This is a genomic window from Micromonospora sonneratiae (genome assembly GCF_042679305.1).
Classification (GTDB): Bacteria; Actinomycetota; Actinomycetes; order Mycobacteriales; family Micromonosporaceae; genus Micromonospora_H; species Micromonospora_H sonneratiae.
This window is the reverse complement of the sequence record NZ_JBHTMP010000010.1, coordinates 92,242-115,098: the sequence shown is the minus strand read 5'-3', so window position 1 is coordinate 115,098 and position 22,857 is coordinate 92,242. Positions and strand designations below refer to the sequence as shown.

Annotated in this window: 24 protein-coding genes and 1 pseudogene; 12 read left to right on the top strand and 13 right to left on the bottom strand. The window is 67.0% G+C overall.

Features of this window, described 5'->3' with window-relative positions; translation table 11 throughout:
• Position 1 precedes the first annotated feature (1 nt).
• Together ACFQ4H_RS09145 and ACFQ4H_RS09140 are read right to left on the bottom strand one after the other, a co-directional pair.
• Positions 2-1,129, bottom strand: coding sequence for a PP2C family protein-serine/threonine phosphatase (locus tag ACFQ4H_RS09145; protein WP_377569192.1), 1,128 nt, complete (start codon positions 1,127-1,129; stop codon positions 2-4).
• A 117-nt stretch (positions 1,130-1,246) separates the two neighbouring features.
• On the bottom strand, positions 1,247-1,873 hold the full coding sequence (locus ACFQ4H_RS09140; RefSeq protein ID WP_377569190.1) for a septal ring lytic transglycosylase RlpA family protein: 627 nt from the start codon (positions 1,871-1,873) through the stop codon (positions 1,247-1,249).
• A gap of 166 nt (positions 1,874-2,039) precedes the next feature.
• Here ACFQ4H_RS09140 and ACFQ4H_RS09135 point away from each other — a divergent pair, with 166 nt between their 5' ends.
• Positions 2,040-2,591, top strand: coding sequence for a phosphoribosyltransferase family protein (locus ACFQ4H_RS09135; protein WP_377569189.1), 552 nt, complete (start codon positions 2,040-2,042; stop codon positions 2,589-2,591).
• Positions 2,592-2,731: 140 nt separating this feature from the next.
• Here the strand turns inward: ACFQ4H_RS09135 and ACFQ4H_RS09130 are convergent, their stop codons facing one another.
• From ACFQ4H_RS09130 to ACFQ4H_RS09105, 6 genes are all read right to left on the bottom strand, one after another.
• Positions 2,732-3,622 (bottom strand): LLM class flavin-dependent oxidoreductase, encoded by an 891-nt coding sequence (locus ACFQ4H_RS09130; RefSeq protein WP_377569281.1) that lies wholly within the window; start codon positions 3,620-3,622, stop codon positions 2,732-2,734.
• Between the two features lie 104 nt (positions 3,623-3,726).
• Positions 3,727-4,080, bottom strand: a complete 354-nt coding sequence (locus ACFQ4H_RS09125; protein WP_377569187.1) for a hypothetical protein — start codon at positions 4,078-4,080, stop codon at positions 3,727-3,729.
• A 151-nt stretch (positions 4,081-4,231) separates the two neighbouring features.
• Positions 4,232-4,648, bottom strand: coding sequence for a roadblock/LC7 domain-containing protein (locus ACFQ4H_RS09120; RefSeq protein ID WP_377569186.1), 417 nt, complete (start codon positions 4,646-4,648; stop codon positions 4,232-4,234).
• Between the two features lie 60 nt (positions 4,649-4,708).
• Positions 4,709-5,470, bottom strand: a complete 762-nt coding sequence (locus ACFQ4H_RS09115; protein WP_377569184.1) for a hypothetical protein — start codon at positions 5,468-5,470, stop codon at positions 4,709-4,711.
• A 136-nt stretch (positions 5,471-5,606) separates the two neighbouring features.
• Positions 5,607-6,131: a hypothetical protein gene (locus tag ACFQ4H_RS09110; protein ID WP_377569182.1), complete on the bottom strand. Its 525-nt coding sequence runs from the start codon at positions 6,129-6,131 to the stop codon at positions 5,607-5,609.
• Between the two features lie 1,023 nt (positions 6,132-7,154).
• On the bottom strand, positions 7,155-7,538 hold the full coding sequence (locus tag ACFQ4H_RS09105) for a PLAT/LH2 domain-containing protein (protein ID WP_377569180.1): 384 nt from the start codon (positions 7,536-7,538) through the stop codon (positions 7,155-7,157).
• A 337-nt stretch (positions 7,539-7,875) separates the two neighbouring features.
• Between ACFQ4H_RS09105 and ACFQ4H_RS09100 the strand changes: the two are divergent.
• Both ACFQ4H_RS09100 and ACFQ4H_RS09095 read left to right on the top strand, forming a co-directional pair.
• Positions 7,876-7,968: pseudogene (locus tag ACFQ4H_RS09100) on the top strand (GntR family transcriptional regulator); the annotation flags it as partial.
• A 401-nt stretch (positions 7,969-8,369) separates the two neighbouring features.
• Positions 8,370-8,624, top strand: a complete 255-nt coding sequence (locus ACFQ4H_RS09095; RefSeq protein WP_377569279.1) for a UTRA domain-containing protein — start codon at positions 8,370-8,372, stop codon at positions 8,622-8,624.
• Positions 8,625-8,780: 156 nt separating this feature from the next.
• Here the strand turns inward: ACFQ4H_RS09095 and ACFQ4H_RS09090 are convergent, their stop codons facing one another.
• The 3 genes from ACFQ4H_RS09090 to ACFQ4H_RS09080 all read right to left on the bottom strand — a co-directional run bounded on the left by ACFQ4H_RS09090 (position 8,781) and on the right by ACFQ4H_RS09080 (position 13,338).
• Positions 8,781-9,971: a serine hydrolase domain-containing protein gene (locus tag ACFQ4H_RS09090; RefSeq protein WP_377569179.1), complete on the bottom strand. Its 1,191-nt coding sequence runs from the start codon at positions 9,969-9,971 to the stop codon at positions 8,781-8,783.
• 86 nt (positions 9,972-10,057) lie between these two features.
• Positions 10,058-12,640: an FtsX-like permease family protein gene (locus ACFQ4H_RS09085; RefSeq protein WP_377569178.1), complete on the bottom strand. Its 2,583-nt coding sequence runs from the start codon at positions 12,638-12,640 to the stop codon at positions 10,058-10,060.
• Entirely contained in the window at positions 12,637-13,338 is a 702-nt protein-coding gene (locus tag ACFQ4H_RS09080) for an ABC transporter ATP-binding protein (RefSeq protein WP_377569176.1), read from the bottom strand. The genes ACFQ4H_RS09085 and ACFQ4H_RS09080 overlap by 4 nt, the downstream gene beginning before the upstream one ends.
• 287 nt (positions 13,339-13,625) lie before the next feature.
• Here ACFQ4H_RS09080 and ACFQ4H_RS09075 point away from each other — a divergent pair, with 287 nt between their 5' ends.
• The 5 genes from ACFQ4H_RS09075 (at position 13,626) to ACFQ4H_RS09055 (ending at position 17,701) form a co-directional block, all read left to right on the top strand.
• Entirely contained in the window at positions 13,626-14,810 is a 1,185-nt protein-coding gene (locus tag ACFQ4H_RS09075) for a sensor histidine kinase (protein WP_377569175.1), read from the top strand.
• On the top strand, positions 14,801-15,460 hold the full coding sequence (locus ACFQ4H_RS09070) for a LuxR C-terminal-related transcriptional regulator (RefSeq protein WP_377569173.1): 660 nt from the start codon (positions 14,801-14,803) through the stop codon (positions 15,458-15,460). Before ACFQ4H_RS09075 ends, ACFQ4H_RS09070 begins: the two co-directional genes overlap by 10 nt.
• A 307-nt stretch (positions 15,461-15,767) precedes the next feature.
• A complete protein-coding gene (locus ACFQ4H_RS09065) occupies positions 15,768-15,986 on the top strand; it encodes a hypothetical protein (protein WP_377569171.1) in 219 nt (72 codons plus the stop codon).
• A gap of 463 nt (positions 15,987-16,449) precedes the next feature.
• Entirely contained in the window at positions 16,450-16,830 is a 381-nt protein-coding gene (locus ACFQ4H_RS09060) for a hypothetical protein (RefSeq protein ID WP_377569169.1), read from the top strand.
• 394 nt (positions 16,831-17,224) lie between these two features.
• Positions 17,225-17,701: an NADAR family protein gene (locus tag ACFQ4H_RS09055; protein WP_377569167.1), complete on the top strand. Its 477-nt coding sequence runs from the start codon at positions 17,225-17,227 to the stop codon at positions 17,699-17,701.
• On the opposite strand, the gene ACFQ4H_RS09050 is transcribed toward ACFQ4H_RS09055, so the two are convergent.
• Positions 17,595-18,413, bottom strand: a complete 819-nt coding sequence (locus tag ACFQ4H_RS09050; RefSeq protein ID WP_377569166.1) for an MBL fold metallo-hydrolase — start codon at positions 18,411-18,413, stop codon at positions 17,595-17,597. The genes ACFQ4H_RS09055 and ACFQ4H_RS09050 overlap by 107 nt on opposite strands.
• 98 nt (positions 18,414-18,511) lie before the next feature.
• Here ACFQ4H_RS09050 and ACFQ4H_RS09045 point away from each other — a divergent pair, with 98 nt between their 5' ends.
• On the top strand, positions 18,512-18,940 hold the full coding sequence (locus tag ACFQ4H_RS09045; protein WP_377569164.1) for a winged helix-turn-helix transcriptional regulator: 429 nt from the start codon (positions 18,512-18,514) through the stop codon (positions 18,938-18,940).
• Between the two features lie 95 nt (positions 18,941-19,035).
• Here the strand turns inward: ACFQ4H_RS09045 and ACFQ4H_RS09040 are convergent, their stop codons facing one another.
• Complete coding sequence (locus tag ACFQ4H_RS09040) at positions 19,036-19,818, bottom strand: GntR family transcriptional regulator (protein WP_377569162.1); 783 nt, start codon at positions 19,816-19,818, stop codon at positions 19,036-19,038.
• A gap of 570 nt (positions 19,819-20,388) precedes the next feature.
• On the opposite strand from ACFQ4H_RS09040, the gene ACFQ4H_RS09035 reads away from it, so the two are divergent.
• The 3 genes from ACFQ4H_RS09035 to ACFQ4H_RS09025 all read left to right on the top strand — a co-directional run bounded on the left by ACFQ4H_RS09035 (position 20,389) and on the right by ACFQ4H_RS09025 (position 22,690).
• On the top strand, positions 20,389-20,739 hold the full coding sequence (locus ACFQ4H_RS09035; protein ID WP_377569161.1) for a hypothetical protein: 351 nt from the start codon (positions 20,389-20,391) through the stop codon (positions 20,737-20,739).
• 398 nt (positions 20,740-21,137) lie between these two features.
• Complete coding sequence (locus tag ACFQ4H_RS09030) at positions 21,138-21,950, top strand: GntR family transcriptional regulator (RefSeq protein WP_377569159.1); 813 nt, start codon at positions 21,138-21,140, stop codon at positions 21,948-21,950.
• On the top strand, positions 21,938-22,690 hold the full coding sequence (locus ACFQ4H_RS09025; protein WP_377569158.1) for a glycosyltransferase family 2 protein: 753 nt from the start codon (positions 21,938-21,940) through the stop codon (positions 22,688-22,690). Before ACFQ4H_RS09030 ends, ACFQ4H_RS09025 begins: the two co-directional genes overlap by 13 nt.
• Positions 22,691-22,857: the final 167 nt, after the last annotated feature.

The following is a 22,857-nucleotide window of genomic DNA, read 5'->3' as shown; positions in this document are numbered from 1 at the left end:
ATCAGGTGCCCGGGGTGCCGACCTCCCAGCTGGGCACCGCCGCCGTCGTCACCGGCTGCGGACCGGAGTACTCCATCAACACCAGGGCGATGTCGTCGTCGAGCTGCCCGTGCACCCACTCGACCAGTGCGGTCTCCAGCGATGCGAGCCCGTCGGCGACCGTACCGTGCCCCAGCAACTGCCAGGCCCGATCAGCAGTGGGAAAGAACTCGCCATCCCGGCGAGCCTCGCCAAGACCGTCGGTAAACAGCAGCAATCGGTCACCCGGTTCCAGGCGCTCGACCCGTGGCGCGACGACCGGCATGAACCCGAGTGGCGGTGCCGGTGCGGGCGGTTCCAGCGGGATCACCTTGCCCCGCCGCAGCAGCAGCGGCGCCGGATGGCCACAGTTGACGATCGTCAGCGTGCCGCCACGCTCCTCCACCAGAGCGGCGGTCACGAAGTCCTCGTCACCGACGCTACGGGCGACCGCCCGGTCCAGGTCCGCGACGATCGCCCGCAGGTCGGCCCGCTCGTACGCGACGTGACGGTAGGAGCCGAGCACGATGCTGGCCAGCCGTACGGCGTCCAACCCCTTGCCCCGTACGTCGCCGATGATCATCCGTACGCCGTACGGGGTGTCGATCGCCTCGTAGAGGTCACCGCCGATGTCGGCGGCGGCCGTGGACGAGATGTAGTGCCCGGCCACCGCCAGCGTTCCGACCTGCGGTCCGAGCGGCCGAAGGATCGCCTGCTGGGCCACCGAGGCGAGCTTGGACAGTTCGGCGATCCGCTCAGCCTGCCGCTGACGGATCACCGCCACGGCGGCGGCGATGCCCGCGGCCAGGGCGATACCCACCACGTTGACCACCATCGCCAACGTGAGCAGGCCGCCCTTCAACACGAACGCGGCGCCGAGCCCGGTCGCCAGCACCCCCACCGACGCGACGATGCGCCAGGACGCGAACGCGGCGGCGAGGAGGGGGGCCGCCGCCACCAGGCCGACATAGTTGGCGCTCGGACCGTCCGCGATCTCGACCGCGGAGACGAGTGCAAGCACCACAATGGCCGCGCCGAGGCCGGCGCGGGATCCAGGGCTCAGCGGGCGTCGGCCCGGCGACAAAAGTTGCATGGGTACGCCGAACAGCATGCATGATCGAGCACGGCGATTGAACGAAGTTGGCCCCTCGTCCGATACGGTTCTGGCCACCCGGCGCATTGGACATCGGATACCCGCCAGCCGGTCACCGGTCGACCGGTCCAACAGTTAGCCGAGAATCTCGTACCGCACGTTGATCTCGCCAAGGTCGAGCGAGGCGATGGCCCGGAAGGCCGCCCGGGACAGGTCGATGCACCGACCGTCGATGTACGGCCCCCGGTCGTTGATCCGTACGACGACGGACTTGCCGTTGGCGGGGTTGGTCACCCGTACCCTGGTGTCGAAGGCCAGGGTCTTGTGGGCGGCGGTGAGCGCCTCCGGGTCGAAGGTCTCGCCGTTGGCCGTGAGCTGTCCCTCGGCGTAGAACGAAGCGCCACAGCTACCGCTACCGACCACCTGGCTGGCCGCCGTCTTCTTGGCACTGGTCGGGCTCGGGGCGGCGGTCCGGGTGTTGCTCCGGGAGGCGCGTTGCGTCGACTTCGTCGCCGTCGGGCTGGCCGTGGGCGAGCCGGTCGGTTCGGCGGAGACCGCCGACGGGCTGGGTGACGCCTCGACGGGAGTGCCGGCCGTCGACAGGGACGTCCCGTTCCCGGCGGGCGTTCCCGCTGTGGGCCGGGCCGCGAGCTGCACCGCCCCCACCGTGCCACCCACCGCGAGTACGACGGCCACCGCCGCACCGGAGACGAGGCCGACGCGCAGCCTGCCTGTCCGAGTTCGGAAATGCTTGCCAGTCACCGACCCGTCCCTTCGATCGACTAGGAGACCGGTGCGGACCGTAGCCAGCGACGCGCTTCGGAGGTCAACGTGATCAATCCGCTTCGCCCGCATTTGCCATGAAACGTGTAGCCGATCATCCGACCCGAGCTGGGTTGATCGTTCCCCCTGTCGGACGATGGTCAACATGGCCGATGAGCTGAGGAAACGTCTGCTCGAACAGTTCCGCTGGATCGACCCCGGACCGCAGGCGACCCACCTGGTCAGCGACGTCTCCGGCTGGTGGCGCGACCGGGAGATCCTGGCCCGGGTCGGTCCCGCGCTGGCCGAACTTTTCCGGGCCGAGCGCCCGACCGTGGTCGTCGCCCCCGAGGTGACCGGACTGATGCTCGGCCCGCTGGTGGCGGTGGCGCTCGGCGTCGGTTTCGTGCCGGCGTACAAGGGTCAGGGTGAACGGATGATCGCCGAACCGACCACCTGGGGCACCACGCCCCCGGACTACCGGGGCCGGACGCTGGCGCTGGGCGTACGGGACCGGCACCTGGGCCCCGGCGACCGGGTGCTCGTGGTGGACGACTGGGTGGCCACCGGCGCCCAGCTCCGCGCCCTCTATCAGGTAATCTCCGCCCGCGCCGCCGAGCCGGTCGGCACCGCTGCGGTCGTCGCCGACTGTTCCGCCGAGCTGGCGACCGAGCTACGGGTACGCGCCATACTCGCCGGCAACGACCTCGGACCGTGAACGGTCCGCCCCGACCCCGGTCTGGTCCTGATCCCGGCCCCGGCCCTGTTCCCGCCCCTGCTCCTGGTCCTGCTCCCGCGCCTGACTCCGGCGCCGGCTCCCGGCCCTGCTCCCGTCCCTGGTTCTGGTTCTGGTTCTGATCAGCCGCGCCCCGGCAACCGGGGCAACACGTCCGCCGCCACCTTCTCCAGTACGGCTTCGTCCCCCGCGTACCAGCTCGACTGACGTGGCCAGTGGGTGATCACGTCGGTGAAACCCAACTCGGCGGCCCGGCCGACCGCATCGGTGAAGAACGAGACGCTGGACAGGGAGAAGACCGGGGCGGAGCCAAGGGACAGGTAACGATCAAGAGTGGCACGATCACGACCGGCATCGTCGAGGGCCCGGTCCATCCGGTCACGCAGTCTGGCCACCGAACGCCACCAGTCGTCGAGCTCTTCGCAGGTGTCGCCGGTCGTCACCCACCCCTGGCCATACCGGGCGACCAGCCGCATCGACCGTGGACCGTTCGCCGCCAGCACGAACGGCACCCGTGGATCCTGTACGCAGCCCGGGTTGCTCCGGGCGTCGACCGCCGCGAAGTAGTCCCCCCGCCAGGTGACCCGGTCCCCGCTGAGGATCAGATCCAGCAATTCCGTGAACTCACCGAACCGGTCGACGCGGCGACGTGGCGACAGCTGTTCGTTGCCGAGCACATGCGCGTCGAACCCGATCCCGCCCGCTCCGAGGCCGAGCAGCAGCCGCCCACCCGAAATGTCGTCGAGGGCGGTCACCTGCCGGGCGAAATGCACTGGATGCCGGAAGTTCGGAGAGGCGATCAGCGTACCCAGCCTGATCCGCGAGGTGACCATGGCCGCAGCGGTCAATGTGGGCACCGAGTCGAACCACGGGCCGTCGACCAGGTCCCGCCAGCCCAGATGGTCGTACGTCCAGGCGTGGTCGAAACCCCACTCCTCGGCCTGGCGCCAACGGCGCTCACCAACAGACCACCGCTGGTCAGCAAGAATCACGATCCCCACGCGCATGATCAGAGCCTAGTTGCCGGATCCCGCCGTGTTCGGTCGGCCACCGTTCCGCCCCCGACCATCGCCCCCGGATCGGCGTACCGGCGCGTACCGGCCCGGGCACGGGCCAACTAGCGGAACTCGTGCACCAGCTCGATCAGTCCGACGATGTGCTGGTTGAACTCGTCCAACTCCTCCGCCGGCACCCACAGCTCACGGATGGCCTTGCCGCCGACCTGCCGTACCGGGTACCGGCGCAGGAACTCCGACTCGACCCGGAACCTGGTCACGTAGCCGACGCCGGAACTCGGAACGTTCCAGTCCCGGGCAATCATGATCGCGTAGTCCTCGTTGAGGACCGGATAGAAGATCGGCTGGTCGGGGAGGCGGGGCGGCCAGCGCAGCCAGCCCGACTGGCGTACGAGTTCCAGTTCCTCGGGGCCCGTCGGACGCCACAGCATCGTCGTCCCGTCGCCACCGTCCATGCCGTCCTCACCCCTCGTGTCCACTGTGCGCCCGGACGGTACCCGGACGCGGCCGACTTTTCGACCTCGATTCGTACGCGGTCGGTGCTACGCGGTCAGCGAGCCGAGGCCTGAGCGGTAGACCGAGCGGTGCTCCGAGCGGTGGGATGCCTTACGACGGTGGCCAGGTCTGGGCGTACCACTGGTTGGTCGGCAGCGCGTCGGCGAGGCGGGACGCCATGGCACGTGCCTCCAGATGGAGCCGCGCGATGTTCAACCCCTCGGTGGCCCGTACGGCGAGTACCGCCCACTCACCGACGCTGTACACGGCGAAGTGTCCCTGGGTGCTGCGGACGGTGCACTCCTGGAACACCCCCTGATGTAGTGCCCGGCCGAACTGCCGGCTGAGGCCCACGGTCGCCGCAGCCATCGCGGCGACGTCGTGCGGCTCGATGCCCGGGCCAGCATCATTGAGAATCAGGAGTCCGTCGACGCCCGCAAGAACGCAGCCAAGTACGCCCGACACCCGATCACGCAGTGCGGCCAGCTCTGCAAGCATGGCCCGACTGCTCTCCTCGTCCAGATACACGCCGATCCCTTGTGCCTGCCCCTCCCCGGCGGGGAAGGGTCTGGTCTCAAAGTGCGCCCACTACAGCCGGCGCAGCGCGTCAAGCACACGACGCAGCGTCGGCTCATCTGATACGAACGGCCCCGCAAGATGGTTCATCCACACGGTGGGGCCGGCAGGTGCTCCGTCCCCGGGTAGCGGTTGCGGCTTTCTCCGTACCGTCGCTATCCGCCTTGGAAAGTCGACCCGTCCGGCTACGGAAGGTGCCGCTTCCGCTTCAGCCGATGCCCCTTGCACCTCGTGGGGCGTGAGCATCGGAACGTCCTGCGCCGACTGGTCGGTGTCCGGTTGCACCGCCCGGTCGGCCATACTCTGCCCCGACCGGTCGGTGTCGCGCTGCCCCGAGTCGTCGGTGTCCTGCTGCGCCGGCTCGTCGGCGTCGCGCTGCCCTGACTCCTCGGTGTCCTGCTGCGCCGCCCGCTCGGCCTCGACCAGCGCCAGAAACTCGCGGCGGGCCTCCGCGAGATTCGCCAGGTTCCGGTCGAGCAGGATGTGTGCCACTTGAGGCCCGGTTTCCTGGCTGCCAAGGAGATACAGCACATGAAACCAGGCCTCGTCCAGCGCGAAAACCTCGTCCAGCGGGCTGCCTGGGTCGGCCAACTCCACCAGACGTTGGGCTGTCGCGACCACATCGGCCGCGGCAGCGGCAGGTTCATCGCCGATCGTCGCCCGATTCTCGGCTACCGACCAAACCTTGGATCCTGGCGCGATCGAGAACACCGTGACCGAACGCGCCCCGAGAATCTGCATGGCCTTGCGGAGGACATCAAACCGCCCGGACATCTTCGTGCGCCCTTCGAGCTACCTATCGCACAGCAGCGGCGACGCCCAGGCGTCAGGGATGTCTGCGAACGCTCCATCCCAGCGCCACGGCCTCGTGGATCGTCTCGGCCCTACGTGTGTGCACGTACCGGCCGACTCACACCCCCTCGGCTTCCATCTGTCGCATCACGAGTCGGGCCTGCGCAAACATCATGCCGATGTTGACCGAGCGTCGGCAGACGATCGCAGCGACGATGTTGGGGCTGACCGTACTGCGCAGGAACAGGTGGGTCAGGTTCTGGCTGTTCACCAGAATTTCCTGGAAGTAGTGTCCCCCACCGCTCACCCCGCGCCGGGCCTTGAACATGTCCTCGATCATCGTGACGTTCCGGCCCTGGAAGAGGTCGAAGGTCGCCGCTGCGAGTAGGTCCAGGACCTCCTGCGGGTGGCTGTCCGTCGTCTCGACGGACAGGAGCATGCCGGTTGACATGTCGACGACACCAGCAGCAACGCAGTCAGGTACGGAACTGCGGAAGCTCTTGACGGCGTTGATGACGATCTGAGAGAGACTCATGTCGGACACTTGTTCCTCACTACTTATGATGATGTCGCTGGTCGATTGATCCGGCTGATCGTCGCCCGATTGCACAGCTGTCGCATCCGTGCCACGCAGTAGCTTCATGGCAGCACTGGATAATGCGCGGATCCGGCCAGATTTAACCACGGGTGGCACCGCACGATCCGGATCGGTTCATCCCGACCGTACCCCCACGTACCTTGAGGAGTTGACGGAGAGACGAGCCTTCCCGAAGTTGGCCTCGCCCAGCGGAATCACGAGACGACATCGAAGGCCGGGCCGCACAGCAGTCTTCGATGATCCGTACGTCTGGATCGATCATCACCTGCAACCGGAACCGTGCACCGCCACGATGGCGGTGACAACCACTTCGTCCGGCTCCGGGCCGCATGTCGACCGTCGACTGACGGCGAACCCCGGGTCCGGCCACCCCCGGGTCCGAGCCGATCGGGCGGTAGCCTACAGTCGTCAATACGTCCATTGTGGATTTGAGCTTGCGTCGGAAGGATGCGTCCCCGACAACCATCGCCTCAAGGGGCAGGGTGTGAGGCTCCGCAACCATTGACGCTCCTTTCCACGATGGCAATATATTCACTCCGAGACGCTGGGCCGTGCCTCAGATGCCGCCCAGTGTGACACTTGACCTGGCCGTCGCAGCAGCCTGCCAGCTCAAACGGCGAATCGCATCATTCGGAACCAACTTCCGCCCGGTCAGCCCTGATCAAAAGCGTGGCGGCCGAAGATCCTGCCGGAACGGGATCTTCTGCAATTGTGGACAGATGTGCTAGGACGCCTGCGCGGGCTAGACAGACCAAACCAGCACAAGCGCCGCCTACGGCGACGTTCCCGTCTGCGACAGCGATGGGCCTGGTCGCGGTACGTGTCGGTAACTCAGCCCCGCGTCAACGAGGTAGCCCAGAAAGCCGGATGCCAGCATGGCGAAGCGAATCACGGATCGGTGACGACACAACAAAACGGAGACCATCCCGCGCCACCCGTCTGGCAGCCGCATATCGGAAGCTTCACGCTCAACCCGGGACCGGGTGGGCCACAGAACAGGAAAGCCCGTAACGCTGGTACGCGCTACGGGCTGACTTCCGCGTACGACCGATTGTCGGAACAGCAGAATCAGTTGCAGTCGCCGGAGTCGGACGGCTTCAGGTTGACCTGGGTCGGCCCGTCACCGCCGCCCATCCAACCGCCGTAGGGAAAGCAGAACTGGGTATTGCTGGGATCGGTGACCCTGACCCATTGCAGATACCATCCACTGGCCGTACCCGTGTCGTCCATCTGGATGTCGATGCTCTCGAGCGCACCAGCGTTGTCGACGTGGAGCGTGAAGGCGTCCAGGTCGCCCTGCTCGAAGTTGTTTTCACCGGGGGTGTCCAACTCGTAGGGTCCACTGGCACCGTCACTGCCGTGGAAGGTGATGAAGACATTGGCGTTCGTACCGCCATTGTGGACATCACCGGTCTTGGTTTGAACTTGGTAGTCTGCCAACTTGACCTCCACATCGAACGATGATCACGGTAAGTAGCTGTACGACTGCGCTCAGTGCAGGCTATAGAGCGCACACACGATCGTCAATACCTCGTTTTGCCGGGCCGGGGATGCTGCCGCCCCGTCGGCCCGTACGGCACCCACGAGGCGGCCCGCCTCGGTCACGAGTCACGGGCCACGGAGTCGAGGTGCGCAGGCCGCCAGCGACCGCAGACCAGCCCACACCGCCGTACCCCCTGTTCCCACCCGCCAGACAGGTCGACATCCCGGCGGTAGCGTTGGCGGCGTGGTCTCTCGCGACCGGCGTCCGCGCTACCTACAGCTCGCTGAGGAGCTGCGCGCCCAGATCATGAGTGGCAAGCTCGCCCGGGGCGCGGCCATGCCCAGTGAGACCCAGCTGGCCGAGTCGTCCGGACTGTCCCGTACCAGCGTCCGCAACGCCATCCGCCAGTTGCGCGAATGGGGCCTGGTCCGAGCAGAACAGGGACGCGGCACCTACGTACGCGCACCCTGCCGACGGATACGGCGGCGTAACACCGAGCGGTACCAGTGGGAGAAGGACCGGGCCCTGCTCTACGAGGGCCATCGGCGCGGGACCGGCGGGACCGAACACGACACCGGCCTGGCCACCGATGACCTGAAGTTCCACGCCGAGTACGCCCGGGTGCCGGCCGACGACGACATGGCCAACGCCTTCGTTCTGCCGGTCGGCACACCGCTACTACGTCGGGTGTACTGGACCAGCTCCCGGCAGGAGAGCGCACCGCTGTCGGTGTCCTACTCCTACCTGCCGTACGACCTAGTGAAGGCGAACCCTGACCTGCTCGACGCCGACAACGAACCCTGGCCGGGCGGGACACAGCACAACTGTTCACCCTCGGCGTCGAACTGGCCCGCATCGTCGACGAGGTACGGGCACGGCCACCATCCCCGGACGAGGCCGAACTCCTCGACATCGAACCCGGGGTGTCGGTCCTGGCCCTCCGCAAGACTTCCATCGACATCACCGACCGGATCGTGGAAGTCGCCGACGTGGTCTTCCCCGGTGACCGGACCGAGCTTGTCTACCCGGCCGAGCTGAAACGGTGGAAGCCCTGACGCCGGCCAGGCTCGAATCCGGCCCGCCCTGCGCAGTCGCCCCTCTGGCACCGTTCGACGAAGAGGCGTCCTGCCGGGTTTTTCCTCCGGAACGGCTCTGACCGGAGTGGCCATCGCCGGTCAGGGCTCTCGTTCGTTACACGCCGTACGGCTTGGCTACACCCCGCCGCACAGAGCGTTCTGGATCAGCGTGTCAGCGCCACGTTGCTGCTGGAGTTGACTCTCCAGCGAATCACCGAGCGAGGCGGACATGGACACCACGGCGCTGCGCTGCCCGTCGTCGGTGACGCCGTTGACTGTGATGTAGCCGCCGTCGCCGCCGTCGTGGCCCCAGTAGACGCCACCGCAGGGCAGCGGACGGCTGGCCAGGCCGAGCCCGTAGCGGCCACCCGGCCAGATCACGTTGATGTCCTCGTTGATCTCGACCGTTCGCTTCATCTCGGCCAGTTGCGCGGGGCGCAGCAGCCGGCCGCCCAGCAGCGCACGGAAGAACCGGTCGAGGTCCCGGGTGCTGGAGACCATGGAATCCGGGTCCACCAGAACCTGCTCGGTGACGTCCACCAGCTCACCGGTCTCGAACAGTTGGTACGCCCGAGCGTGCGGCTGGGGTAGGAACGGCGACGTCCCGGGCCAGGTGGTGTGGTGCAGCCCGAGCGGACCGACGATCCGGTCGGTGACCTCCTGTTGCAGGGACCGACCGGTGACCCGCTCGATGATCATGCCGACCAGGACGAAGCCCGTGTTGGAGTAGGCCCAGCCCGCTCCGGGTTCGAAGTCCGGCCGGTGGTTCATCGCCCGTGCCACGAGTTGCTCGCGGGTGTACACCTCGTATCGTTGCTGAAGATACTCCTCGGGCGTCGTGTAGCCGGGCAGGTCGTCGTGGATGCCGCTGGTGTTCTGCAGGAGGTGACGTACGGTGATCCGTCGGCCGTCGTTGCCGTTGCCGCGGACCAACCCGGGTAGCCACCGCTCGACAGTGTCGTCGAGGGACAGTCGGCGTTCCCCGACCAGTTGCAGGATGACGGTGGCTTCGAACGCCTTACGGGTACTCGCGATCCGGAAGCGTCCGTTGGGCGGCACCGGTCGGCGGGTGCCACGGTCGGCGAGGCCGCTGGTGGCGACGAGTTGCCGGCCGTCGGAGGTGGTCACCCGGGCCTGAACGCCGGTCACCCCGAGGGCGTGGATCGCGTCGGTGTCCCGCTGCAACCGGGTGGCGGCGGGGTCGGAGCCGGTCACCGATCCTCCGGCCGGATCGAGCCCGGTGACCGTGACCGTGAGGGCAACGAGTCCCGCTGCCACACCCAGCGCGACCCGCCGTTTCGATAGGTTTCTGCTGTTCAACCTCATGCGGTCGACGCTAGTTTCCGCGTCGACGCGGACCGATACCTCGTGCCACCCGATATGTGGTACAGCTGGCTGTAGTGCCGCCGGCCTCACTCGCGAACACCAATCGCGTCGACCGGCTGCGAACGCATGGCGACCCGGGTCGAGTACATGATGGCGGCCCAGCCGAGCAGCGCGGCGACCGCGACGATTCCCAGGTAGCCGAGCGGTGGGATGGACGGAATCAGCGTCCGGGTGAGTCCGATGCTGGTACCGACCAACGACGGGATCGCGGCCAGGGTACCGATGAGCACAGCCGCGACGACGATGATCCGCGCCTCGCTGCGCATCATCGCGAAGACCTGCCGACGGGTGGCGCCGACCAGTTGGAGCAGGGCAAACTCGCGGTAGCGTGCGGCGGTCGCCATCACCAGGGTATTCACCACGGCGATCGCGAGGTAGCCCAGCAGGACCGCGTTGAGGATGAGGCCGACCGCCGACTCACCGGCGGCGGCGTCGCGCTGTGCGGCGACGAACGACTCGCGGTTGTCGACCTGGACGGTCGGGAGGTGTTGGACGGCGGATCGCAATGCATCGCCGAGTGCTCCGACGTCGGTCCCGCTGGCCGCTGTGACCAGCACCGCGAAGTCCAGCCGGTCGGTGGTGTGTTCGAGGACGAGGTCGTGCGGCAGCGTGACGTCACCGAGGCCGAGCCCTCTCTCGTAGAGCGCCACCACCCTGGGTCTGATCGGCGTGCCGTCACCGAGGCGGAGGTCGACGGTGTCACCGAGAGCAGCGCCTACCGTGCCGGCCGCGATCCGGCTCAACGCCACCGTGTCGCCCCGCAGGTCCGCGACATCGCCCTCGAGAACGGCGAGATCCATGGTCTCAGCAAGCCGGTCGCCGATGACTCCCTGCGCCGCGTACGTCCTGATCTGAAGGCTGTCCTCGGAGGTGAAGGTCGCCAACGTCCGGGTGCGGACGACCGGGGACACCACCGAGACGCCGGGGACGTCCCGGAGCACGTCCGCGACCTCGGGCGACACGCCGGCGGACATGGACGTGACGACATAGTCCGCGCGCAGGCCGTCCTCAGCCTGATCCCGTGCCGCCGCGCTCGCGGTCGTCCCGCTGAAGAGCTGCCCGGCGGCCAGGGTGATACCCATGATCAGCGGAGTGGTCGCTGCGGCGAGCCGCCGCGAGTTGGCGTACGCGTTCGCGGTCGCGAGGAACCCGCTGACGCCCGACCTGCGGTTCAACAATGGGCCAAGTACGGTGACGGCACCACCGAGCAGCCGTGGCCCCAGCAGCGCGACGGCGAAGACGAGTAGGAACGCCGAGAAGGCCGCGCTTTCAGCGGCTCCTTCACCGGGCAGCACAAGAGGTAGCACGAATGCGGTGGCGAGACCGGCAGGGACGAGCAGCACACCGACAGTCGACCGAAGCCACCCGAGTTTGGGCGGTTCCACCGCGGCCTCACCGAGCGCGTCCACCGGCCTGAGCCTCGCCGCGCGTCGGGCGGCTATCCAGCCACCCAGACGGGCGCCGATCAGGCACAGCACCATCGCCGCGAGTACCGGCAGCGGACTGATCGACAGTTCGAAGTCGTCTGGTATCGCGCCGACCAGGGCGAAGGTTTCGCGGAGGAGGAAGCTCAGCCCGATGCCGGGGATCACCCCGAGCACTGCCCCGAGCGTGCCCACCACCATGGTCTCGGCGGCAATCATGCCGAGCACCTGCTTCGGGGTCGCGCCGATCGCCCGCAACAGCGCCAGTTCCCGCAGCCGCTGCCGAACGGACAGCGCGAGTGTGCCCGCCACGACAACCATGATCACCAAAACCATGCTGCTGCCGAACGCCAGGGACAGCTCGCTGACGAACGACCGCGTGCTGCCGATGTCGAGGAACTCGGCCTCGCTTCGGTCACCGCCGGTGTAGACGACCACACCGGAGACTGCCGCCTCGATGGCGCTCGCCAGTTCGTCGGTGCTGACACCGGCTGCGGCCAGTACGCCGATCGCATCCACCCGGTCCGGTTGGCCGGTCAGTTCCCGAGCCCGGTCATCGGTGAAGAACAGTACGGACTGCCGCGCGAGCTTGCCTCCAGACAGACTCGCGATGCCCGTCACCCGGTAGGTGGACGTGTTCGAGCCGACCACAAGTCGAACCGACCCGCCGACGGTGACGCCGGCCCGCTCGGCCAGCGCGGAGTCCAGCACCACCTCGTCCGGCCCCGTCGGGGCTTGGCCGGCGCTCATGGTGAACGGACCGAGCGCGGCCGACCGCCAGCCATGCCCGAGCGCGGGGGTGCCGTCCGGCCCGGCGAGCACCTCGCCGTTCGCTGTCACGATGCTAACCGGGACGTTGACGTCGGCGATCACCGCCCGGACGCCGGGCAGTCGCGCGATGTCGCCGACCCGGTCGGCCGGCAGGGTGGCCCGCTCACCGAACCTGGGGTCCACGTCGTCGGCCACCGGCAGTGCCTGCGGGGCGCCCACCACCACGTCGGCAGCCTGGTAGCGCTCGGTCGGCACGCCCAAGCGCTGGCTGCTCTCAAACAGAATCCCGCAGGCCGTGATCACCGCCGAACCGAACAGCACCGCGACGAACGCCGCGACGAACCCGCCCTTCCGTCCCTTGACCGTGCTCCAGGCCAGCGCCAGCATGCGCTTCGACATCACGCGGCGGGTCACGGCTCCCCCAGGTGAGTCATCCGCTCGGCAATCTGCTCGACGGACGGTCGGATCATCTCGCCGGCCAACCGGCCGTCGGCGAGGAACACCACGGTGTCGGCCTGCGCAGCCGCGACCGGATCATGCGTGACCATCAGCACGGTCTGCCCCAGGTCATCGACGATCTTCCTGAGCAGTGCCAGGACCTGACGGCCGCTGCGGCTGTCCAGCGCGCCCGTCGGCTCGTCCGCGCAGACCAGGTCGGGCCGGTTGATGAGCGCCCTGGCGATCGCCACCCGCTGCTGCTGGCCACCGGAGAGTTGACTCGGGCGTCGGTCGTGCTGCTCAGCAAGCCCGACTGCGGCAAGGACACTCGCCAGTTGCGCGGAATCGACCGATCTCTCCGCCAACCGGGCGGGCAACGTGACGTTGTCCGCCACGGTCAGCGCACCGAGCAGGTTGTACGCCTGGAAGACGAACCCGATCCGGTCCCGCCGAAGCTCGGTCAACTCGGTCTCCGACCGGCCGGAAAGCTCGGTGTCACCCAGCACGACCCGGCCCAACGTCGGCCGGTCCAAACCTGCCGCACAGTTCAGAAACGTGCTCTTGCCGGAGCCGGACGGGCCCATGACAGCGGTGAACGTACCGCGCCGGAATCCAGCCGTCACCCCGTCGAGAGCACGTACCTCGTTCTTCCCCGACCCGTATGTTTTCGACACCGAATCCAACTGCACTGCGTACGACTGTGTCGCAAATGTCGAACCTGGGGACAGTGAGCCGGTCGCGGTGGCCCCGACCAGCGCCATGCGTCGTCTCGATGGGTTTCTGCTGCTCAACCTCATGCGCCCGACGCTAGGTTCCACGTCGTCGGATGCCGATACCACGTACCACCGGATGTGAGTTACAGCTGGCTGTAGTGCCCGAAGGTCGGCCGTACCGCAGACTTGATCTCGTGTCGGGACACGCGGCGGGCCCAGGCCGCAACGGGTACGCGAAGGGGCGCGGTGTGACGTCGGGTCGGCGGTGGTCGCAGGCGTGGCGCGGCGGGGTCTACCTGCTGGGGTCACTGGGCTCCGGGATCGTCACGGTGCTCGCACTGCCGCTGCTCTGTCATCCGAGGCTTGCCTGGCGTTGGGCGGACCGGCACCGCAACCGCGCCAAGCGGCTACTCGACCTGCCCAGCGCACCACGTTCTGCCCCGCCCGCCACGGCACGTCAGGCCTGGGCCGATCCGGCCACCCGCCGGGCCCTGCTATGGCTACCGGTGAACGCGGCAACCGGCGTAACGCTCGGCCTCGCCGCACTGCTGTGCATAGGCAACCTGCTGCCCGCCGCGGTCGCCACACCACTGTGGTGGGCATTCGAGCCGGCGGACCGGCCACGGCTGTTCATCGACATCCCGGTAACCGGCTGGACTACCGCCCTCACCCTCGGCCCCCTACAGATCCTCCTCCTCACCGCGCTGACGTACCTCTTCCTTCCGCCGATGGCACGTGCCCACGCCCGGATCTGCCTGGCGACGCTGTCGCCCTCGGCGGCCGAACAGCTCACCGACCGGGTCGCCGTCCTGACCCGCACCCGGGCGGACGTGCTCGACGCACACGGCGCGGAACTGCGCCGAATCGAGCGCGATCTGCACGACGGCACCCAGGCCCGGCTGGTGGCCATCGCCATGCGGCTGGCCGTGGCCCGGCAGGCACTGTCCGACAATCCGCGGAACGACCAGTTCCTGGAAGGACTTCTTCGGGACGCACACGAGGGAACCGAGGAGGCGATGACCGAACTACGCGACGTTATCCGAACCGTCTATCCGCCGATCCTCGCCGACCGGGGCCTCGCCGGCGCACTGACCGCGGTGACCGCCCGCTGCGGGGTGCCGACCCGACTGGACATCGGCAACCTCGACCGGGTACCAGCGGCCGTGGAGGCCGTCGTCTACTTCGCCGTCGCCGAAGCCTTGACCAACGTCGCCCGGCACAGCCACGCGACCACGGCCGGCGTCCAGGTGAGTCGGACAGCAGACCGGTTGTCGGTGGCGATCACCGACAACGGCACCGGCGGCGCCGACCATCGGCGAGGCACCGGCCTGGCCGGGATCCGCCGCCGGGTGCTCGCGCTCGACGGCACCGTCGACGTCGACAGCCCGTCCGGCGGCCCGACTACCATCACCATGGAGCTGCCATGCGGGTAGTGATCGCCGAGGACAACGTGCTGCTGTCCACCGGACTGGAACTGCTGCTCACCCGCGCAGGCTTCCAGATCGCAGCCATCGCTGACGACGCGGCGGGCTTCCTCACCGCCGTACGGGACCATCGGCCCGACGTCACCATCGTCGACGTCCGGCTACCGCCGTCGTTCCGCGACGAGGGCATCCGAGCCGCCCTACAGGCCCGGCGAGAACACCCCGGTCTACCGGTCCTGGTCCTGTCGCAGTACGTCGAGCAGCAGTACGCCGCCGAACTACTCGCCACCACCGGCGGCGGCGTCGGCTACCTCCTCAAGGACCGCGTCAGCCGGGTGGACGAATTCATCGACGCGCTGCGCCGGGTGGCCGCCGGTGGCACCGCCATGGACACCGAAGTCATCGCCCAACTCCTCGCCCACCGCAGGGACCCGATTGCCGTCCTCACCCCCCGTGAACGCGAGGTACTCGCGCTGATGGCACAGGGGCACGACAACAGCACCATCGCTGACCGGCTCGTCATCACCGACAATGCCGTGCACAAGCACATCGGCAACATCTTCAACAAGCTGGGCCTCGCCGTCACCGACAGCGGCCACCGCCGGGTCCTCGCCGTTCTCACCTTCCTCAACGGCGGTGGGCACGGGTTCGGCCGGTGATGAACAGGGCTACGTCGAGTCGTACTCGACCGGGGACGCAGGGGCACTGAGGCCGAATAGGGATCGATAAAAGCTGAGGCCCAGTGTCGGGAAGTACTTCCTGACCTGGGCCTCAGCTATTGGAGCGGGTGACGAGAATCGAACTCGCACTGTCAGCTTGGGAATTGCACAAGACCGGGCCCTGTCACGGCGTTTTGCCTGGTCGGCACGGTCTCAGGTGGCCTGGTTTGGCCTGGCGTTACACCGGCTTGTGGCCTGCGGATGGCCCGGCCCGTGTCGCCCGGCACTCCTCTGGCACGCTCGCCTGATGGCATCAGGAGCCGAATCTTGGACTGTCCGGCACCTCTCACAGGCCAACCCGGCTGGGCAAGGGCAGGACAACGTTCCGGCGCTACTGCGGCGGCTTGCCGACACCCTGGAGGCGATCGGGCCAATCGAGGTTCAAGACGTAGTCTTCCACAACGAAGTCACGGCGGACGGCGACTGGTGGTCCGCGACGGTCTACTTCCACGACCGCCAAATCTGACACGTCGCCACACTCCTCACCCTGTTACGGGCTACGGCCTTTTCCTGGGCTTTCTCTCTTGGCAGGTGACAATGGGTTAAAGCCGTACTGTCAGCTTGGGAACTCGCGCGGGCATCCGCTCCTGACCAGTTCAGACGGTCGCGCTCCTGGTGGCGGTGCCTGTGGTTGGTCGCGGTTGCCCGATGCTTCCCCGTGTTACGGGCACGTAGGGGCACGCGTGGCGGCCGGGTACGTCTGGACGGCCACGACGGACGGCGACCGGGCGACTCGGTGGCAAGCCAGTGCGGGGTTTGCACTGGCGCGGCAGACGGAAGCCCCGACCACGACGGCGGCCAACCCCGCCGGCTTCCGTACCGCCCCGACCGGCGGCCGGACAACAACCCGTCCAGCGTCCGGCTGTCGTTGCCCGTCGGAGCCCTGACACGCCGAAGCGCATACGTGGAACAATGGCACACTCCCAGCTATGCGCGACAGCGAGCCAACGCCCGACGAGACGACCTTCTTCCACCACCTGTCCGCACTCGTGCCCGGACTCGATGACTGGTATCACGCTGACGACGATGGCGGTCTGTGGATGATGGCCTCCTACGACTTCACCGCCAACAACGCCGTGTGCGCCACACTCCGCGTCGACTACGACGGACAAAAGCTACGTGGCGGATGGAGCCCCGCTTGCCTCAACTGGGATGACGGCGTACGGGCCGAAGAAGCCCTGATCAGCACCGCATCTCCGGAGGGTCTACACCTCGACGACCTTGGTCCGTACGACGCAGCGGTCGCAGCGGCTGCCTGGTTCCAGACGCACATCTCGCATCGAGAACCAGGATCCCAGCGGTCATCCTGATATCCCAACCAGCACCCCCGGCTCGCCCCGCTGCTGGCTTCGGAGTTGACCAAATCCCGTGAATGCGCCGGGCTTTCACTTTGGCCTGATCGCTGCCGCGCGGTGACAACTGGCGCGGCGTGTGAGCGGCACCCGGCGGGTGTCGGTGGCTTCCCGCCCCGGCCGCGTAGCGGTCCGGGGCGGCTCTCCGCCGGGCGGCCTACCGCTCACACGCCGCGCTCCGCGCGGCGTCTTGATCCAATACAGAGCTATTCGGCAACACACCTGCGCCCGATGTGTCGTATCCCGGTAGATGCTTGACAGGCGCGTCCCACCGGATGCTTGACATGATCCTTAAGGGGCTGGGCAGGATGCTTACGGTCCGCAATCGACGCGCGGATCGCGGCAGATTCGGATGGTGGCCAGCGAGCTCGGTTGCCGCTCTATCGATGTCTGTGACACGGTGCAGATCCCCGACCCCTGCTCCGAGGCCCAGATGACGATCTACTTCTACGGTGCCAACGAGGTTCGGTACGGCTGCTTCTCCAAATTCTCCGGCCACGGCTTCGACCTCGACGGCCACTGGTGGACGACCTCCGAGCACTATTTCCGGGCCCAGAAGTTCCCCGGCACCCGCGACGCCGAACTCATCCGGCGGACGGCGACCCCGTTGCGGGCCGCCGAGCTGGGCCGCGACCGGTCCCGGCCGCTGCGCCGCGCCTGGGAACGGGTCAAGAGGGCACGTTCACCTTCGTCGATTCTCCTTTTATTGTCGGACTTTGCCATTATCTGTGGACACATGAGTGACCGAAAACACTACCGGAGAAATGGCCGTTCGCAATTAAGGGCTCGCTTTCGCCATGTCGGTACAGCAGGTCGGTGCGACGCTTGAGCGCGAGGCGGCTATCGTAGTCGGATCGAAACGTCCAGTCCAGGTTTTCCAGCTGGGCACGGGTGTGTATCGCGTCGCCCAGGATGAGCACATTATCGTCGGTCGCCGGATCGGTGATGAGAAAACTAGTGTGGCCGGGCGTGTGGCCGGGTGTCGGCAGCGCGCTGATCCCGGATACAGGTGGCTGGGTGCCGAAGAACTCGATTGCCGGGGTCAGCGGCGCGAGGACCGTCTCCGGATCCGGCCCGGTCGGGTCACCGAAGGACCACCAGTGGTTCCACTCCTCCTGATTGACGATGTGACGGGCTTTGGGGAAAGTCAACCCACCCGCTCCATCGCTGACCCAGCCGACGTGGTCACGGTGTAGATGGGTGAACAGGACGAAGTCGACGTCGGCCGGATACAGGTGTTCTGCGCTCAAGTTCGTCAACAACTGACCACCGTCGTAGGTGGCAGCAGCGGGGACCTCGAAGTGCACCTCGCCCAAGCCCAGGTCTATCAGGGTCACGCCGGCGTCGTTGCGGATCAGGAACGAGCCCACGCTGACTACCAGCCACTCGTCGTTGTCGAGTAGATCCGAATATGAGTCCCAGTCGGTATGCGTCGTACCTGGAAACGCTGCGAGCGGATTCGCGCGCACCACGCCATCAGGAAGGTAGGTAACGGTGGTCCCACCGAACTGGACGCTACTGCGCGGTGCGGGCTCCGCCACGACTTCTCCTATGTTTGGTGTCCACGGTCGTCTCTACGGTCGGCAAGCAGAGCCACTGGGTCAAGTACGTACTTGTAAGTGCGCGCTAGTCTCACGCCATGTCGCCACAGCCGAGAACCCGACCGCGGCCAGGCAGTCGCCGGTCGGCTCGTAGTCGATCCGATGCTGCGCCGCCGACTCTGACCTGCCCGACGCGCCAAACACTCGACCGGCTGGCCGATCGATGGACGGTAGTACTGATAGGCCAGCTGGAGAACGGACCGCTGCGGTTCGGGCAATTGCGCGATGCGGCCGACGGGATCAGCGAGAAAATGCTCACCCAAACATTGCGAAGTCTGGAACGTGACGGTTTTGTCGCCCGCCGGTCGGACGCGGAAAAAGTGCCGCAGGTTTGGTACATGCTCACACCACTGGGCCACTCGGTGCTGGAAGCTTTGGCCGCGGTGCGCTCCTGGGCACACGAGAATATTGAGGAGATCGAAAGATCCCGCCTCGCCTTCGACACACAAGAGCATCAGAAATTCTGAACAACAAGCCAATCGTTGAACGACACTCTCATCTCGGCATGTGAGTGCGTCAACATCATCATTTTATCGTCACCGACAGTAATCGGGGTGACCGACTAGCCGAGGCAGAGTCGTGTCTCGTACTCAAGTTCGGTTCGGTCGGCGGGTAGTACGAGGTTGGTAGCGGCTTCGACGACGCGTTCACGCACATAGGTCTTCCGGCTAACGGTGACGACTGGTACGCCGGCCGGTAGGCGCAGGGCGCTGGTTTCGTCGGTGGTGGGCATTCGGGCGCGTATGACTTCGCGAATCTTGGTAACGGTGATTCCGAGGGATGCGAGTTGGGCGACGTGGCCGCCGGGCCAGGGCTCAAGGGTGGGGTCAGCTACGGGTGTAGCGGCGACCATGTCGAGCAGGTAGTACGAGGTGGTCAGTTGCAGCGGTATGCCATGGCTGCGGCTGAGTAAGCGGCGTTCGAGCAGCATCGTTCCGGGCTGAACGCCGAACATCTCGGCGAGTTCTGCCGTAGCAGGCCGCTCGCGGTAGTCGGCGTCGACCTGGTCGACGGGTTCTGGCCTGGCGCCGTCACTCGGCTTCGCTGATGCATGGTCGTCAGCTGGGTGCTGGGGTTGGAGCCAGTACCGGTCGGGGCCAAGCCGGCGTACTGGGTAGGTGGGGCGGACGTAGGTGCCTCTGCCGTGTTCGGTGACGACCAGGCCCTCGGCGCGGAGCACGTCAAGCGCACTCCGGATGGTTCCTAGGGCGACGTCGAACTCTGACTTGAGCGTGCTCTCCGGTGGAAGGAGGGCACCCGGGGGTATCGCGCCGACGGCAATGCGGCGGCGTAGCTCGTCGGCGATCGAGCGGTAGCGAGGCTGACCGTAGTGCGGGGCTGGCACTGGGTCACCGTACCTGTCTGTCAGGTTCTCAACCGACAACCAATCTGAGTCCTTGAGACATCTAGACGAGTCTTCTAGTTGTAGATACGTTTCTCGGTGTGCGGCCGAGGTAGCGGACCGTGACAAGGGGTTGGCACCCCGCTGGCCTCGGTCGCACACCGGCAGTCCCGCGTGCCCTCGGATCGGCAAGTCCGAGGCGGTCACCCACGCGGGCCTGGATCGGCACGGCGTACCAGGTTCTCCCCCGTGAGGTTCGCCGTGCCTTCGCTGGACCGGTGGTTGGCTCTTCGAGTTTGAGGGGGCGGAGGGTCGACCACCGGTTCCACCGTCTGGCGTGGAGGTTGCAGTGGTCCGTTCACGTTTCCGACTGGTCCTGTCTTGGCGGCCCTGTCGTCGCCGCAGTCGTACCTCTGGATTTGCGGTTGGTCGGGCGCCCGGGAGCATGGCGCGGTCCGAGGTCGCCACATCGCCCTGGGCGCTGTGCCCGACTCGCGCGTATCCCTTCTTGCAGAGCGCTCCGCTGCTGACGCTCGGGCAGGAACGTCGATGCACCGCCGGACGGTGGCTGTGATGGCTAACAATGCTGGTCGGTGGCCACAGGTGGTCGACCATCCTTCGTGGTGCGTACAGGAACGATGCGGCTACGTCGTGCCGCCACGGCTGACGAGCATGTTGCCGTGGCATCGTGGAGTGCTGTGCCGTGCCGGGAATCTCCGTTTTGGCGGCATCGCGGTAACCCACCTGATTGGGACGATCAATGAGCCGCCGTTGGTCGCGGTGCATACCGTGTCACGGGCTTGTGGTCACGGCTTGGCGGAACTGCGGCTCGTTGAGGCGTGGCAGCTTGCTCGGCACCTGGATGCGCTGCTGACCCAGGCAGGGTTTACTGCTCAGGAAGTGGCCGACGATGGCCGCCGATGACCGCCACGCGTCCAATGCGCCAAGGGCTTCACAGCCGTCGTTTACCTGTCCGCCCTGGTGTCGGGGCTGCGGTCCCAATGATCCGCTGCATCGAAGCGCACCGGTGACCGTGGGGCGGGAAGGCACGGGGTGGCTGAGTCTCCACCTGGTCGTGGATCGCTTCCTTGGACGACAGCCCTGGCTCAGGCTCGACGCCACCCGGTACGGCGCGACCCAGACGGTGGTGCTGTCCGCCGCGCAAGCAGCCCAGGTGATCGAAGAACTGACGTCCGGGGTCGAGGCCATGTGTACGACGTCGGGCGGTCAACGAGGTGGGTCAGGGCGGACCGATGGCTGACCGGGGCCGGAAAGGGACCACCCGGCAGACGTCTCAACGTCTAGGCGGTAGCGTTAGCGGCGTGATCCCTCGTGACTGGCGTCCGCGCTACCTACAGCTCGCTGAGGAGCTGCGCGCCCAGATCGTGAGTGGAAAGCTCGTTCAGGGCGCTGCCATGCCCAGTGAGACCGAGTTGGCTGAGTCGTCCGGGCTGTCGCGTACCAGCGTCCGCAACGCCATCCGCCAGTTGCGCGAATGGGGCCTGGTCCGAGCAGAACAGGGGCGCGGCACCTACGTACGTGCACCCCGCCAACGGATACGGCGGCATAACACAGAGCGGTACCAGTGGGAGAAGGACCGGGCGCTGCTCGACGAGGGCCAGCGGCGTAAGACCGGCGGAACTGAACACGACACCGGTCTGACCGTTGACGACCTGAAGTTCCACGCCGAGTACGCCCAGGTGCCCGCCGACGACGACATGGCCAACGCCTTCGACCTGCCGACCGGCACGCTGCTACTGCGTCGCCTGTACTGGACGAGTTCCCGGCATGAAAGCGCTCCGCTGTCGGTGTCGTACTCATACCTGCCGTACGACCTGGTGGCGGCGAACCCTGAGCTGCTCGACGCAGAGAACGAACCCTGGCCGGGCGGGACACAACACCAACTGTTCACCGTCGGCGTCGAACTGGCCCGCATCGTCGACGAGGTACGGGCACGACCGCCGTCGCCGGACGAGGCCGAACTACTCGACATCGAACCCGGGGTATCGGTCCTGGCCCTACGCAAGACCTCGATCGACATCACCGACCGGGTCGTGGAAGTCGCCGACATCGTCTTTCCCGGTGACCGGACCGAGCTTGTCTACACGACCGACCTGAAACGGTGGACAACTTGACCCGACTCGTCTCGGTAATCACACCCGTGCACTGGCCCAGCGTCGGCTACCTCGCCGACGCCTACGAGTCGTTGGCCGGGCAGGAACTACCGGACGGGTGGGACTGGCAATGGCTGGTCCAGGAAGACGGGCAAGACGGCCTCCTCATCGACCGGCTACCCGATGCCGACCCACGTATCAGCGCTGGCAGCGGACGACCAGGCGGCCCAGGCGTGGCCCGTACCCTCGCTCTGGCCCGTGCCGAAGGTGAGTTCGTCAAGGTACTCGATGCCGACGACCAGCTAACACCCGGTGCGCTCGCCCGAGACATCGCCGTACTCACCGACAATCCCCAGGTTGGCTGGACCACGTCGCGGGTGCTCGACCTGCTCCCCGACGGTACTACCCACAGTTGGGACATGGACCCACCCGACGGGCCGATCGGCCGAGGTGCCGTGCTCGCCTTCTGGAAAGCCAACGACTACCGGGCTCCGGTGCACCCCGCGACCCTGTGTATGCGCCGTGACCTGCTCCTCGCCCTCGGCGGCTGGATGGCCCTCCCCGCCTCCGAAGACACCGGCCTACTGCTCGCCGCCAGCACAGTCAGCGAAGGCTACTTCACCGCCGAACCAGGGCTCCTCTACCGCAAGTGGCCCGGCCAGATGACCGGCCAAGCCACCCACCGCGAACCCACTGAACACGCCGCCCGCATGCGCATCATCGAAGCCCGCGCACACGCCCTGGGATCCCTGCTGCCGTAGTTGCTGGTGGCGGTCGGTCCGCATCTGGTGCTTCTCCGATCGGTAGCCGAGGCGTCAGGCGTGGCCCCGAAGAGCCGATGCTGTCTACTCCTCGGCTATGGGTGGAACAGCGTTGAGCATCTTGAGTCCGTACGCTCCCGAACGCGTCGGGCCGATCGTGGTAGGGG

Excerpts from the sequence above, each read along its gene's own strand:
- ACFQ4H_RS09125 (WP_377569187.1), bottom strand. The coding sequence starts at position 4,080 with ATGGACGGTGGCGACGGGACGACGATGCTGTGGCGTCCGACGGGCCCC.
- ACFQ4H_RS09115 (WP_377569184.1), bottom strand. The coding sequence starts at position 5,470 with ATGTCCGGGCGGTTTGATGTCCTCCGCAAGGCCATGCAGATTCTCGGG.
- ACFQ4H_RS09055 (WP_377569167.1), top strand. The coding sequence starts at position 17,225 with ATGGTGGCCAGCGAGCTCGGTTGCCGCTCTATCGATGTCTGTGACACG.
- ACFQ4H_RS09110 (WP_377569182.1), bottom strand. The coding sequence starts at position 6,131 with ATGAAGCTACTGCGTGGCACGGATGCGACAGCTGTGCAATCGGGCGAC.
- ACFQ4H_RS09035 (WP_377569161.1), top strand. The coding sequence starts at position 20,389 with ATGGCTAACAATGCTGGTCGGTGGCCACAGGTGGTCGACCATCCTTCG.
- ACFQ4H_RS09065 (WP_377569171.1), top strand. The coding sequence starts at position 15,768 with ATGGCATCAGGAGCCGAATCTTGGACTGTCCGGCACCTCTCACAGGCC.
- ACFQ4H_RS09045 (WP_377569164.1), top strand. The coding sequence starts at position 18,512 with ATGTCGCCACAGCCGAGAACCCGACCGCGGCCAGGCAGTCGCCGGTCG.
- ACFQ4H_RS09070 (WP_377569173.1), top strand. The coding sequence starts at position 14,801 with ATGCGGGTAGTGATCGCCGAGGACAACGTGCTGCTGTCCACCGGACTG.
- ACFQ4H_RS09090 (WP_377569179.1), bottom strand. The coding sequence starts at position 9,971 with ATGAGGTTGAACAGCAGAAACCTATCGAAACGGCGGGTCGCGCTGGGT.
- ACFQ4H_RS09135 (WP_377569189.1), top strand. The coding sequence starts at position 2,040 with ATGGCCGATGAGCTGAGGAAACGTCTGCTCGAACAGTTCCGCTGGATC.
- ACFQ4H_RS09145 (WP_377569192.1), bottom strand. The coding sequence starts at position 1,129 with ATGCTGTTCGGCGTACCCATGCAACTTTTGTCGCCGGGCCGACGCCCG.
- ACFQ4H_RS09060 (WP_377569169.1), top strand. The coding sequence starts at position 16,450 with ATGCGCGACAGCGAGCCAACGCCCGACGAGACGACCTTCTTCCACCAC.